The organism is Ferdinandcohnia sp. QZ13 (assembly GCF_031324165.1).
Lineage (GTDB): Bacteria > Bacillota > Bacilli > Bacillales > Bacillaceae_L > Ferdinandcohnia.
This window is the reverse complement of record NZ_JAVIVW010000001.1, coordinates 642,314-656,626: the sequence shown is the minus strand read 5'-3', so window position 1 is coordinate 656,626 and position 14,313 is coordinate 642,314. Positions and strand designations below refer to the sequence as shown.

The following is a 14,313-nucleotide window of genomic DNA, read 5'->3' as shown; positions in this document are numbered from 1 at the left end:
AATGAAAATTGCTAGCATTATTGTCGACGTTCCTGCCATGCAAACAGATAAACCATATGATTATATCGTTCCTGACAAATGGAGTGACGTAATTGTACCAGGAATGAGGGTCGTCGTACCTTTTGGTCCACGTAAAGTACAGGGGTTTGTGATGAGTCTATCAAACGAGGCAGAAGTAAGTAAGCTGAAGGAAATTCAATCTTTGCTAGACCTCACACCTGCTTTGAATGAAGAGCTTCTTCATATTGGCAAATGGTTAACGGAAAAAACACTATGCTTTACGATATCTGCTCTTCAAGCAATGCTTCCATCCGCCATGCGGGCGAAATATGAGAAGGAAATAAGACTTCTTGACCCATCAAGAAGAATGGAATTGGATCCACAAATTCAAGCTTCTTTTGAAGAACATGATGAGGTTCATTGGGAAGATGCTGAAAAAAATGATTTATTGCATATTTACCAAAAGGAAATTAAAAAAGGCCTTCTCGAGGTTGTCTACAAGGTTAAAAATCGCAGCAACAAGAAAACGATGAAACAGGTGCAGTTGTCACTTTCGATAGAAGAAGCGGAAATTGTAGTTCAAGAGCTTACTTCTACTGCAAAAAAACAAAAACAAGTACTTGAGTTTTTTCTGAAAAATAATAAGCCAATCTTTTTAAAGGAACTATTACAGGAGGTTGGTGTTACTGATAGCACAATTCGAACAATGGTAAAGAAAGGGTATATCTCTGAACAAAATGTTGAGGTTTACCGAGATCCATATGCGGACAGGCATTTTGAACAAACAACACCAATGCCCTTGACAACGGAACAGCAAAAGGCTATTTCACCGGTTCTAGCCTCAATCGAAGATGTGCTTCATAAGGTATTTTTAATGTATGGTGTTACCGGAAGTGGTAAGACCGAGGTGTATATGCAGGCTATTGACGCTGTTTTAAAAAAGGGAAAAGAAGCCATTGTGCTTGTCCCTGAAATCGCCCTTACCCCGCAGATGGTGAGTCGATTCAAGGGTCGCTTTGGTTCTCGAGTTGCTGTGATGCACAGTGGACTTGGTATTGGCGAGAAATATGATGAGTGGCGAAAAATTTATCGTAAGGAAGTAAGTGTCGTAGTTGGAGCAAGGTCTGCGATATTTGCACCGTTTGAAAATATCGGGATTATTATCATCGATGAAGAACATGAGTCCAGCTATAAGCAAGAAGATAATCCGAGATACCATGCGAGAGATGTCGCGATTTTTCGTGGTCAGCTTCATAATGCTCCTGTCATTTTAGGCAGTGCAACACCAACTCTTGAATCCTTTGCACGTGCTTCAAAAAATGTCTATGAACTTATAACATTAAGGGAGCGTGTTAATCACAGGCCGCTGCCGACTGTTGAAATCGTCGATATGCGCGAGGAGTTGCGTAATGGGAATCGTTCAATGTTCTCTGCACCCCTTTTTGAAAAATTAACAACAAGACTTGAACGAAATGAACAGTCGGTTTTATTTTTAAATAAACGTGGGCACTCCTCTTTTGTCATGTGTAGAGATTGTGGCTATGTCGCAAATTGCCCACATTGTGATATTTCATTAACCTATCACAGACCACATCACCGCTTAAAATGCCATTATTGTGGATATGAAACATTCATGCCTAATACATGTAATGAGTGTGGTAGTGAACATATCCGTTTTTTTGGAACGGGTACGCAGAAGGTCGAAGAAGAACTTGCAAAAGTATTACCTGAAGCAAGGGTAATCCGAATGGACGTAGATACAACGAGTCGAAAGGGTGCCCATGAGAAATTATTGAAGGAATTCGGTGAAGGTAGAGCGGATATTTTATTAGGAACACAAATGATTGCAAAGGGATTAGATTTTCCGAATGTGACATTAGTTGGTGTACTCACTGCAGATACGATGCTCAATCTACCGGATTTTCGTTCCTCGGAAAAAACATTTCAGCTTCTCACACAGGTTAGCGGAAGAGCGGGACGTCATGAATTACCTGGTGAGGTAGTGATTCAAAGCTATACACCTGAGCATTATAGCATTGAGCTTGCAAGTCATCATAATTATGATGGATTCTATCAAAATGAAATGCGGATCAGGAAGGCTCATGCTTATCCACCCTTTTACTATTTGGCATTAGTCACAGTAACTCATCCCGAGCTTACGAAAACGGTGGATGTTGCTGAGAAAATTGCAATCTATTTACGAAAGTCTTTATCCAATCAATCCATCATCTTAGGCCCGGTGACATCACCGATTGCCCGTATTAATAATAGATATCGATATCAATGCATGATAAAATACAAAAATGAGCCCAATTTGAATAAGCTTTTAAAAGGGATTTTGGATCGTTATCAAAGAGAAATTGCACAAAACTCACTTACATTATCAATCGACTTAAACCCATATATTATGATGTAGTTTAAAGTTGAGAAAAAAGAGAGAGACTGATAGAAAAGCGCTAAGCGCTCTGGTAGCAGAACATCGACTAACTAGCGCCACGTCCTGTGGCGAACGTCGATGTCAGCACTTCCTCGAAAATGCCATGCATTTCCTTCGTGCGATGATAATGCTGCCGAAGCCTTCCTTGTCCTGTGCAAGTCAAGCATAAGACGAGCGCTGACAGATGGTGCTTTTTACCTTCCGAAGTGATTGGCTAAGACCCGTGAGCCGATGGCGCATGGAGCTAGATATGTAAAAAAGTAGAATGTTGGAGGAAATCGCTTGTCTTTATTACCAATTGTTAAATATCCAAATGAAATACTTGAAGTTGAATGTGAAAAGGTAACAACCTTTGACAGGAAATTATCGAAATTAATCAAAGATATGTATGATACAATGCTTGAGGCAGACGGTGTTGGCTTAGCCGCTCCACAAGTAGGAATTGCAAAACAAATCGCGATCGTTGATATAGGAGACGAGAGTGGACTCATTGAATTGATAAATCCCGTGATCCTTGAGCAAAAAGGGGAACAGGTAGGTCCAGAAGGCTGTCTAAGTTTTCCGGACCTTTTTGGGGAAGTAACTCGTTATGATTACGTAAAGGTCAGAGCGCAAAACCGAAGAGGAAAAATATACATATTTGAGGCAAGAGATTTCTTGGCTCGTGCGATTCAACATGAAATCGATCATCTTCATGGTATATTATTTACCTCAAAGGTGAACCGTTTTTATGAAGAAGGAGAAATTGAAGGGTAGGTAATGATATGGAACGTATTGTATTTATGGGTACCCCAGACTTTTCAGTACCTGTTTTACGTCAAATAATAGAAGATGGATATGAGGTTGTAGCTGTTGTGACACAACCGGATAGACCAGTAGGAAGAAAAAGAGTTTTAACGCCACCACCTGTTAAAGTTGAGGCATTAAAACATAATATCCCAGTCCTACAACCTAATAAAATAAGAGAAAAACAAGAAATAGAACAAGTGTTAAGCTATAAGCCTGATTTAATCATAACCGCGGCATTTGGGCAAATCCTTCCAAAAGAACTACTTGAAGCTCCTAAGTATGGATGTATTAATGTACATGCATCATTACTACCTGAGCTAAGAGGGGGAGCACCAATTCATTATTCCATTCTTCAAGGAAAGAATAAAACAGGTGTTACTATTATGTACATGGTTGAAAAGCTTGATGCAGGGGATATCTTAACACAAGTGGAAATCCCCATTTTAGAAACGGACCATGTTGGTTCATTACATGACAAATTAAGTGTGGCTGGTTCAAAGCTTTTATCGGAAACCATTCCTTTACTTTTAGACAATAAAATAACACCGATAAAACAGGATGATGCCAGGGCAACGTTCGCTTCAAACATTAAACGCGAACAGGAAAAGATAGATTGGACAAAAGATGGAGAGGATATTTATAACCATATTCGTGGGCTCCACCCTTGGCCTGTTGCATATACCACATTAAACGGAGAGGTCATGAAAATCTGGTGGGGTGAAAAGATATCTTCCCCTACTTCAAAAATCTGCGGTACTGTTGTTTCAATTGAAAAAGATGGGTTTATTGTTTCGACTGGGAATACTACTTTTATAAAAATCACTCAACTCCAGCCTGCCGGAAAGAAAAAGATGAGTGCAGCGCAATTCTTAATGGGGGCAGATTTACAGGTAGGGACTCAGTTAGGAGACAACCATGACGAAAACTAATGTTCGAAATGTAGCACTTGAAATACTATTACAAATTGAAAAAAACCAGGCATATAGCAATATCCTCTTAAACCAAATGATTAAAAAGCATGAGGTAAAAGGGAAAGATGTAGGGCTACTCACTGAGATTGTTTATGGTACGATCCAGCGCCGCGATACTCTAGATTTTTATTTAGCGCCGTTTTTAAAAAAGAATAAAAAGCTTGATCAATGGGTGAGGATTCTATTAAGGCTCTCCCTCTACCAGATGGTCTTTTTAGACCGAGTTCCAGAACGAGCAATCTTTTTTGAAGCGGTCGAAATTGCTAAAAAAAGAGGACATAAAGGTACTGCTTCACTTGTAAATGGAGTGCTTCGTTCCATCCAACGCGAGGGCTTACCATCATTAGAACAAATAAAAGATGAAGTGGAACGTCTCGCAATTGAAACAAGTCACCCTGTATGGCTTGTTAGGCGATGGATTAAGCAAATGGGAATGGAAGAAACTCGAAAAATGTGTGAGGTCAATTGTACTCCTCCAGAACAAACTGCACGTGTCAATCAAGCATTGACAACTCGAGACGAGCTCATACAAATGTTAAAAGAGGATGGAATTGAAGCAAAAGAGGGTAGCGTTTCTGTAGATGCCATTAAAGCTGTTCGTGGAAATCTAGCCCATGCAAAAGCTTTTAAGGAAGGCTATATTACCATCCAGGATGAAAGTTCCATGCTTGTAGCCCGTGCGCTTGGTGTTGAAAAAGGAGATCAAATTCTTGACAGTTGCGCTGCACCAGGTGGTAAAACAACACATATTGCAGAATTGCTGGAACATACAGGTAAGGTTTTTTCGCTAGATCTCCATGAACACAAAATTAAATTAATTAATGAAGCAGTAAACCGATTGGGGCTTGAAAACGTGGAGACAAAAGCCCTTGATAGTAGAAAAGCAAGCGAAAACTTCAAAGCAGAAAGCTTTGATAAAATTCTCGTAGATGCCCCTTGTTCAGGATTTGGGGTTATTAGAAGAAAGCCAGACATAAAATATTCAAAATCAGAATCAGACAATGGAAACCTTGCAAGAATACAATTAGCCATTTTAAATGAGGTTTCAACTTTATTAAAAAAAGATGGTATACTCGTGTATAGCACATGTACAATAGAGTACGAAGAAAATGAAGGTGTCATTAAAGCCTTCCTTGAACAACATGAAGATTTTATGTTAGATGATTCAATAGAAAATTACCTGCCTGAAATAGTGAAGCCATATATTAAAAACGGACAACTTCAGCTTTATCCACATTATTTTGGTACGGATGGATTTTATATTGCAAGATTAAGAAAGCGGGTGTAAAGTATTGGAAGAAGTACAAACAACTAGAAGAAAAAAACAAAACTTACCAAATTCGAAACCATCCATTTATTCTCTTCAAATAGAAGAACTCGAAAACTGGCTCATTGAAAACGGAGAGAAGAAATTTCGAGGAAATCAGATTTTTGAATGGCTCTACACGAAGCGGGTAACAACTTTTGATGAAATGACTAACTTATCAAATGCACTAAGACAAAAACTTGCTGAACACTTTACAATTACAACACTTAAAACGATCATTCAACAAACATCAGCTGATGGAACGATGAAGTTTTTATTTGAACTACATGATGGTTATTCCATTGAAACAGTGCTTATGAGACATAGCTATGGGAACTCGATTTGTGTGACAACACAGGTTGGTTGCCGTATCGGCTGTACCTTCTGTGCGTCAACATTAGGAGGACTAAAGCGGAATCTTGAAGCTGGAGAAATTGTTGCCCAAGTGGTAAAGGTTCAAAAAGCATTAGATGAACTTGGTGAACGGGTAAGTCATCTCGTTATTATGGGAATTGGTGAACCATTTGATAATTACGATCAAATGCTTTCATTCCTAAAAATTATTAATCATGATAAGGGACTAAATATTGGGGCACGTCACATTACTGTTTCAACAAGTGGAATCATCCCGAAAATCTATAAGTTTGCAGATGAAAAATTACAAATAAATTTTGCAATCTCTTTACATGCACCTAATACAGAAATTAGAAGCAGATTAATGCCGATTAATCGTGCATATAAACTGCCAGATCTAATGGAAGCTGTACGCTATTATATTGACAAGACAGGGAGAAGAATTAGCTTTGAATACGGGTTGTTTGGCGGTGTAAACGATCAAGTTGAACATGCTGAAGAACTTGCGGAGCTATTAAAAGGAATTAAGTGTCATGTTAACTTAATTCCAGTGAATTATGTTCCTGAACGCGATTATGTGAGAACACCAAAAGAGCAGATCTTTGAATTTGAAAAGACATTAAAGAAGCATGGTGTAAATGTAACAATTCGACGTGAACAAGGTCATGATATCGATGCTGCCTGTGGTCAATTACGAGCAAAGGAGCGTAAAGAGGAGACGAGGTGAAACAAATGAAGTCGTTCTTTTTGACAAACCGGGGAAAAATAAGGCAAATCAATGAAGATAGCTGTGGTGTTTATCAAAATAAGGATGGACAAATATTAGCTGTCGTAGCTGATGGTATGGGCGGGCATTTAGCTGGTGATGTTGCAAGTCATATGACAACATCACAGCTCCAGTCCTACTGGGAAGCAAGTGAAAAACTCTCCACATCTGATTCAGCTGAAAGTTGGCTAAAAGAGCATATATTAAAAATAAATTCAAACCTATTCACACATTCTCAAGAAAATGATGAATGCAAGGGTATGGGAACGACTGTTGTTGCCGCAATATGTACGGACCTTTATACAACGGTAGCTCATATCGGGGATAGTCGTTGCTATTGTCTGAATAGCCATGGGTTCCAACAAATTACGGAAGATCATTCACTTGTCAATGAACTTGTCCGTTCGGGGCATATTTCTAAGGAAGATGCAGAGCATCATCCACGGAAGAATGTGGTTTTACGTGCATTAGGTACGGAAGCAAATGTCCAAATGGACTTAAAAACATTAATTTTAGAAGAAGGCGATATGCTTTTAATATGTTCTGACGGCTTGTCTAACAAGGTTTCGGAAGTTGAATTAAAAAGCATTCTAGAAAGTGACGATTCTATCGAAAATAAGGGTGAAAAACTTATTCAATTGGCCAATGACAATGGCGGAGAAGATAATATTACACTCGTAATCGTCGATTACACGTCTGAAAGTGAGGGAGAATAATCCTATGCTTATTGGAAGACGGTTAAGTGGTCGTTATAAAATTCTCGAGGTCATTGGTGGGGGCGGAATGGCGAATGTATATCTTGCACGTGACGTAATTCTCGAACGAGATGTTGCCATTAAAGTTCTCCGGTTAGATTTTTCAAATGATGAAGAATTTATCAAGCGTTTTAGACGAGAAGCCCATGCGGCTACAAGTTTGGCTCATCCAAATATTGTGAGTATTTACGATGTGGGTGAAGAAGAGGATATTTATTATATCGTAATGGAGTATGTTCCTGGCCAAACCTTAAAACAATACATACAACGAAACGCACCACTTCATCCAAAAGAAGCAATTAACATTATGTTGCAGCTCACGTCTGCAATCACACATGCACATCAAAATCAGATTGTTCACCGTGATATTAAACCACAGAATATCCTAATCGATCATGACGGGACAGTAAAGGTAACTGATTTTGGAATTGCAGTTGCACTTAGTTCAACAACTATAACGCAAACAAACTCTGTGTTAGGTTCAGTTCATTATTTATCACCAGAACAAGCGAGAGGTGGCATGTCAACACGAAAGTCTGACATCTATTCTCTTGGGATTGTAATGTTTGAGCTCTTAACAGGTCGTGTTCCATTTGAAGGTGAATCTGCAGTATCAATTGCACTCAAGCATTTGCAAACAGATACTCCGTCACCAAAAAGATGGAACGCTACAATACCACAGAGTGTTGAAAATATTATTTTAAAAGCGACTGCAAAAGACCCATTCCATCGTTACGATACCGCTGAAGAAATGGAAGAGGATTTGCAGACAGCACTTTTTCCAAATCGTTTAAACGAAGAAAAATTTGTTATACCAGATATGGATGATGAAGTGACAAAAGCCATACCGATTATCAAAGATAATAGCCCATTATCAACTGAAACTCTGGTTAGAGACTCTCAGAAGAACACGAATCAGACTGAGAAGGACGAGCCAAAACCAAAGAAAAAGAAGAAAAATAGGCTTTTAGTAACACTTGCCATCATCTTTTTCTTTATCATTGGAGCTGGTGTAGCAGCAGTTACGGTTTTTCCGGCTTTATTTTTACCGAAGGATGTTGAGGTACCTAATGTTTCAAATATGGATTATGATCGAGCAGTTTCCAAATTGAAGGAAGCTGGTTTTACGATTGGGGACACAATTGAAATCAGTGATCAAGAAATCCAAGAAGGATATATCGTCCGCACAGACCCTGAAGCAGGTGCTTCAGTAAAGGAAGGCGCCAAGATTGATTTATATGAAAGTACCGGTAAAAAGAAAGTGGCCTTTAAGGACTATATTGGTAAAGATTTCGACGAAGTTAAGGCCAAATTAGATAAAGAAAATTATTTTTATGTAAAAAAGGAAGATGTATTTGATGATAGTGCTCCTGGAACCATCCTTAAACAGTCAATTGAAGAAGGCGAAGAGGTTGTTCCAGAAGAAACGGAAGTTACCTTTACGGTAAGTAAAGGACTCGAAACTATTAAACTTGCTGATTTAACAAAATATCCAGCAAATGCACTTGATGAATATTCAAGGACAACGGGGCTCAATATCGACTACAAAGAAGAACAGTTTTCAGATGATATACCAGCAGGCCAAGCGATTTCTCAATCACCAGAAATAGGGGCTAAGTTAACCAAAGGTGACAAGGTCAAAGTAATTATGTCAAAAGGACCTGAACCTAAAAAGCCAGTAACAGTGAAACGTACTTTAACAATTGAATACACACCTGATGAAGAAGGCAATCCACAATTGGTGAAAATTTTTATTGAGGATGCAGATCATAAAATAACGGACGTGTATAAACAGATGGAAATCAAGGAAACACAAAAAATGGATATTAATTTTGTCATTAATCCAGGCGAAACTGCAGAATACCTGGTGTATATTGACAATGAACCTTCTCTGAAAGAAGAAATTCAGTATCCAGAGGAATAGGTGAAAATAGGTAGTGTATATATTAGTTACCTTATATGTCGTGACGAATGAAATGAAACAAGGAGTGAAACTATGCCAGAAGGCAAAATTATTAAAGCACTAAGCGGTTTTTATTATGTTCAAGACGAAAATGGAGAACTGATTCAATGTCGTGGTAGGGGCGTTTTTCGGAAAAATAAAGTCACTCCATTGGTAGGCGACCATGTTTTATATCAGGCAGAAAATAATACGGATGGATATATTCTAGAAGTATTGGAACGTAAAAATGAATTGGTTCGTCCGCCAATTGCAAATGTTGATCAAGCTATTTTAGTTTTTTCAGCGATTAAACCCGATTTCAGTCCATTGTTGTTAGATCGCTTTCTTGTTTTAGTTGAATCAAACGATATAGAACCTATTATTTGTATTAGTAAAACGGATTTAATTTCGGATGATGCGGTTCAAGAAATAAAGGAATATGCAAGAAACTATCGAGAAATTGGCTACCATGTCTTGTTAACGTCGACGAAGGAAAAAGAAGGGCTTGACCAGCTGTTACCATTATTGGAAAATCGAATTTCAGTATTTGCTGGTCAATCCGGAGTAGGGAAATCCTCCTTGTTAAATTCGCTTCGACCAGACTTAGAATTAGAAACAAATGAAATTTCAATGTCATTGGGCAGGGGAAAGCATACGACAAGACATGTTGAATTAATTAAAATTGGCAATGGGCTTGTAGCAGATACCCCAGGATTTAGTTCGTTGGAATTTCTTACAATTGAAGCAGAAGAACTTCCATATTGCTTCCCAGAAATATATGAAGCAGGTGCAAATTGTAAATTTCGTGGTTGCACACATATTTCTGAGCCGAAGTGTGCTGTAAGACAAAGAGTGGAGGACGGAAGTATAGAACAATTTCGTTATGACCACTATGCAAGTTTTTATGAAGAAATAAAGGAAAGAAAGCCGAGGTATTAATCATGATTAAAATTGCACCATCCATTCTTTCAGCAGATTTTTCAAAGCTTGGAGAAGAGATCAGGGATGTTGAAAATGGAGGAGCAGACTATATTCATGTAGATGTCATGGATGGTCATTTTGTTCCAAATATTACAATCGGTCCACTCATCGTAGAAGCGATTAGACCTATTACAAAATTGCCATTAGATGTTCATTTGATGATTGAAAATCCTGACCAATATATTCCTGCTTTTGCAAAAGCAGGGGCCGACTTTTTAACGGTTCATGTTGAGGCATGTCCACATCTACATCGTACCATCCAGCTAATCAAATCTCATGGTGTAAAGGCTGGTGTCGTTTTAAACCCAGCCACTCCAGTCGATTCGATTAAGCATGTGATTGATGATATTGATTTAGTGTTGTTAATGACAGTGAATCCTGGATTTGGTGGGCAAAAATTCATCCATTCTGTCCTTCCTAAAATTGAGGAAGTTGCACAGATGGTAAAAGAAAAGAATTTGAATGTTGAAATCGAAGTTGACGGAGGAGTCAATCAAGAAACGGCAAGACTTTGTGTGAATGCTGGTGCAAATGTACTGGTTGCCGGATCAGCTATTTATAATCAAGAAGATCGGAAGGCAGCAATTGAAAAAATTCGTAGTTTGTAAAAAGAGCAGAAATTTCTGCTCTTTTTTCTTATGCTTGCTTGTACATTGATTCTAAGTGAGAACGATGTTTTAGTAATAAACTTCAATTGAATTGTACTTTTTTTCATCTATAAGGCATAAGAATGTTTTAAGAGGTTTCCATGAAATTGCTTTTATTTATATGTACTATGGTACTATTTTTTTTCATTTGAATATTAATAATAAGGTAGACCGTGTGAATTCAAAGAAAGTACGTGGATATTGCATTGAGGAGGGAAAGTATGAAATTTTATACAATTAAGTTACCAAAGTTCTTAGGCGGTATCGTCCGTGCGATGTTAGGATCTTTTAAAAAAGGATAAAAAAAGCACCGTCCATAGGTGCTTTTTTTGTGCATATTTTTAGCTCTTACATATTGTAAGAGCTAATGCGTTTCTTATTGTCTAGCTTCAGGTGCCAACGGCTTGAGGTCACAAGCCAATCGCTTCAAAAGGCAAAAAGCGCCTTTTGAAGCGCTTTTCTTGTGCTTGTCGCCGTTAAGCGGCCCCTTACGCATTTCGTTTATTACACGCGTTCTACTTTACCAGATTTTAATGCTCTTGCAGAAACATATACGCGTTTTGGTTTACCATCAACTAAAATACGAACTTTTTGTAGGTTAGCTCCCCATTTACGTTTTGAAGCGTTCATTGCATGGGAACGAGCATTACCAGTAGTAGTTTTTCTACCAGTGATTACACATTTACGTGCCATTCTATTTCCCTCCTAACTTGCACAGCAACAATCAAACATATCGCTTTCTTCATAGAAATACTTATATAATTTATCATAACTAATGGGATATTGCAATACTTCAAAACCAGGGTTTAAAGGAAAAATACTTGTCAAGACATAGAAATTATTAAAAGTTATATACTAAATGATAATGAATCTAAAGAAGAACCTGATGAATTACTTTTAAAATATGCGATATTATAGTAAAATGACTGTAGCCAAGGTGAACAATTATAAAGGGGGAGTCTCTCATGTCCATCGAATTAAAAACAAAGTACGGACAAATTGATATATCAAACGATGTAATCGCAACGGTTGCTGGTGGAGCTGCTATCGATTGTTACGGGATCGTCGGAATGGCTTCTAGAAAGCAAATTAAAGATGGTATCTCTGAGCTTTTACGAAAAGAAAATTTTGCCCGTGGTATTGTTGTTCGTCAAGAAAATGATGAAGTGCATATCGACATGTACATAATTGTAAGTTATGGCACGAAAATTTCTGAGGTTGCCCACAATGTTCAATCTAAGGTGAAATATACATTAGACCAAACAGTAGGACTTGCTGTAAGCTCGGTTAATATTTACGTGCAAGGAGTTCGTGTAACGAACCCATAAAGAGGAGGAAAATTGAGTGTCAATTACTACATTAGATGGAAAACGTTTTGCAAAAATGGTGTTATTAGGAGCTACTCATTTATCTAATAACGCAAAAATGGTAGATGCCCTTAACGTTTTCCCTGTTCCAGATGGTGATACCGGAACGAATATGAATCTTTCCATGACATCTGGTGCAAAAGAAGTAAAAAATAATGTTACCCCACATATTGGTAAAGTCGGTGCATCATTAGCACGAGGATTATTAATGGGTGCCCGTGGTAACTCTGGGGTTATTCTATCTCAGCTTTTCAGAGGCTTTTCAAAGGCTATAGAACAAAAGGAAACGTTAAATGCTGCTGAATTTGCCCACGCATTTGAGATGGGTGTGGAAACAGCATATAAGGCTGTAATGAAGCCTGTTGAAGGAACGATATTAACAGTTGCAAAAGATGCTGCTAAACGTGCGGTTGCTGTTGCAGATAACGAGTCTGATATCCTTGTTGTAATGGACGAACTGTTAAAAGAAGCAAAGGCGTCATTAAATCGTACACCTGATCTATTACCTGTATTGAAGGAAGTTGGGGTTGTTGATAGTGGTGGGCAAGGATTAGTACTTGTTTACGAAGGATTCCTATCAGAGCTAAAAGGTGAAACAATTGAGAACATGTCAATTGCAGCACCATCAATGAATGAACTTGTCAATGCAGAACATCATAAAAGTGTTCAAAGTCATATGAATACTGAGGATATCGTATTTGGTTACTGTACAGAATTTATGGTGAAGTTTGAACAGGAAAAAACGAGCAAACATCCATTTTCTGAAGAACAGTTCCGAAATGATTTAAGTCGTCTTGGTGATTCATTATTAGTAATCTCTGACGATGATATTGTGAAAGTACATATCCATTCCGAGCAGCCTGGTGAGGTTTTATCATATGGCCAACGTTATGGAAGCTTAATCAAAATGAAGATAGAAAATATGCGCGAGCAGCATACAGCAATTCTAAATGAAGACGAAGCACATGCTCCAGTACAGGAGAAACGTAAGAAAGAAAAAGAGAAATTTGCGATCATCACTGTTGCCATGGGTACGGGAATTACTGAGTTATTTAAGAGTATCGGTGCACATGTTGTAATTGAGGGTGGCCAAACGATGAATCCAAGTACTGAGGATTTTGTAAAAGCAATGGAATCAGTACATGCGGAAAACTTTATCCTTCTGCCGAATAACAAAAATATCATTATGGCAGCTGAACAGGCAGCTTCTGTCGTAGAAGGTAATGTAATCGTTGTTCCTTCACGCACTGTGCCTCAAGGGATGTCTGCATTACTTGCATTTAACCCATCTGGTGATTTAGATGCAAATAAAGAAACTATGTCAAGTGCATTAAGCAATGTAAAGACTGGTCAAATCACATACGCAGTACGTGATACCAATATTGATGGAATCGACATTGCTAAAGATGATTTCATGGGAATCGCAGATGGAAAAATTGTTGTTACCGACAAGGATAAATTAATAGCTGCAAAAGACCTTTTAGCAAAGATTATTTCTGCTGACGACGATGAAATTGTAACAATTATTTATGGTCAGGACGCTTCAGAGGATGAGGTAAATGCAATTGTCCAATATCTTGAAGAAGAATATGAGGACATAGAAGTTGAAGCACATAATGGTGAACAACCACTATACGCATTTATATTCTCAGTTGAATAAAGGGACAAAAGCGTAAGCGCCTTGTTCAGCCCCGACAAGCATAAGACGAGCGCTGGCAGAAGGCGCTTCTTGCCTTCAGAAGCGATTGGCTTATGACCTTGAGGGGCTAGGCGCTGGAGCTGGACTTGGATACACCCAATTAAAGGTATCCGCAATGATAAATTTTATAATTTCCTAGACAGTACAAAATAGAAGGGATTTATCCCTTCTATTTCAATGTCTGGGGACAATTTCCTGTAGATAAAAAAGTCAGAGACAAATAGAGTAATATGTAGGAACATAGTTTTGCCTTACTCCATATTACAATATACAGTCAGATAAAAATCTGACTGTATATT

Annotated in this window: 13 protein-coding genes; 12 read left to right on the top strand and 1 reads right to left on the bottom strand. The window is 38.2% G+C overall.

What is annotated here, in order from left to right:
• The first annotated feature begins 1 nt into the window (after nt 1).
• From priA to spoVM, 10 genes are all read left to right on the top strand, one after another.
• Nucleotides 2–2,416 carry a primosomal protein N' gene (gene priA / locus RGU12_RS03180; RefSeq protein WP_309534769.1) on the top strand — a complete coding sequence of 805 codons (2,415 nt, stop codon included), beginning with the start codon at nt 2–4 and terminating at the stop codon, nt 2,414–2,416.
• A 303-nt stretch (nt 2,417–2,719) separates the two neighbouring features.
• The gene (gene def, locus RGU12_RS03175) at nt 2,720–3,193 is read left to right on the top strand and encodes a peptide deformylase (RefSeq protein WP_116350628.1); all 474 of its coding nucleotides are present in this window, start codon (nt 2,720–2,722) and stop codon (nt 3,191–3,193) included.
• 8 nt (nt 3,194–3,201) lie between these two features.
• Entirely contained in the window at nt 3,202–4,155 is a 954-nt protein-coding gene (gene fmt, locus RGU12_RS03170; RefSeq protein WP_309534768.1) for a methionyl-tRNA formyltransferase, read from the top strand.
• The gene (gene rsmB, locus RGU12_RS03165) at nt 4,142–5,485 is read left to right on the top strand and encodes a 16S rRNA (cytosine(967)-C(5))-methyltransferase RsmB (protein WP_309534767.1); all 1,344 of its coding nucleotides are present in this window, start codon (nt 4,142–4,144) and stop codon (nt 5,483–5,485) included. Before fmt ends, rsmB begins: the two co-directional genes overlap by 14 nt.
• Before the next feature lie 4 nt (nt 5,486–5,489).
• Nucleotides 5,490–6,584, top strand: a complete 1,095-nt coding sequence (gene rlmN / locus RGU12_RS03160) for a dual-specificity RNA methyltransferase RlmN (RefSeq protein WP_309534766.1) — start codon at nt 5,490–5,492, stop codon at nt 6,582–6,584.
• A gap of 5 nt (nt 6,585–6,589) precedes the next feature.
• Nucleotides 6,590–7,339, top strand: a complete 750-nt coding sequence (locus RGU12_RS03155; protein ID WP_309536260.1) for a Stp1/IreP family PP2C-type Ser/Thr phosphatase — start codon at nt 6,590–6,592, stop codon at nt 7,337–7,339.
• 4 nt (nt 7,340–7,343) lie between these two features.
• Nucleotides 7,344–9,302 (top strand): Stk1 family PASTA domain-containing Ser/Thr kinase, encoded by a 1,959-nt coding sequence (gene pknB / locus RGU12_RS03150; protein WP_309534765.1) that lies wholly within the window; start codon nt 7,344–7,346, stop codon nt 9,300–9,302.
• A 72-nt stretch (nt 9,303–9,374) separates the two neighbouring features.
• Nucleotides 9,375–10,259 (top strand): ribosome small subunit-dependent GTPase A, encoded by an 885-nt coding sequence (gene rsgA, locus RGU12_RS03145; RefSeq protein WP_309534764.1) that lies wholly within the window; start codon nt 9,375–9,377, stop codon nt 10,257–10,259.
• Nucleotides 10,260–10,261: 2 nt separating this feature from the next.
• The gene (gene rpe / locus RGU12_RS03140) at nt 10,262–10,909 is read left to right on the top strand and encodes a ribulose-phosphate 3-epimerase (protein WP_309534763.1); all 648 of its coding nucleotides are present in this window, start codon (nt 10,262–10,264) and stop codon (nt 10,907–10,909) included.
• Nucleotides 10,910–11,169: 260 nt separating this feature from the next.
• On the top strand, nt 11,170–11,250 hold the full coding sequence (spoVM, locus tag RGU12_RS03135) for a stage V sporulation protein SpoVM (protein ID WP_010282530.1): 81 nt from the start codon (nt 11,170–11,172) through the stop codon (nt 11,248–11,250).
• 202 nt (nt 11,251–11,452) lie between these two features.
• Here spoVM and rpmB read toward each other — a convergent pair whose 3' ends face one another.
• Entirely contained in the window at nt 11,453–11,641 is a 189-nt protein-coding gene (rpmB, locus tag RGU12_RS03130; RefSeq protein WP_010282529.1) for a 50S ribosomal protein L28, read from the bottom strand.
• Nucleotides 11,642–11,913: 272 nt separating this feature from the next.
• Here rpmB and RGU12_RS03125 point away from each other — a divergent pair, with 272 nt between their 5' ends.
• The gene (locus RGU12_RS03125) at nt 11,914–12,276 is read left to right on the top strand and encodes an Asp23/Gls24 family envelope stress response protein (protein ID WP_116350621.1); all 363 of its coding nucleotides are present in this window, start codon (nt 11,914–11,916) and stop codon (nt 12,274–12,276) included.
• A gap of 16 nt (nt 12,277–12,292) precedes the next feature.
• Entirely contained in the window at nt 12,293–13,975 is a 1,683-nt protein-coding gene (locus RGU12_RS03120; RefSeq protein ID WP_309534762.1) for a DAK2 domain-containing protein, read from the top strand.
• The last annotated feature ends 338 nt before the right edge of the window (nt 13,976–14,313 follow it).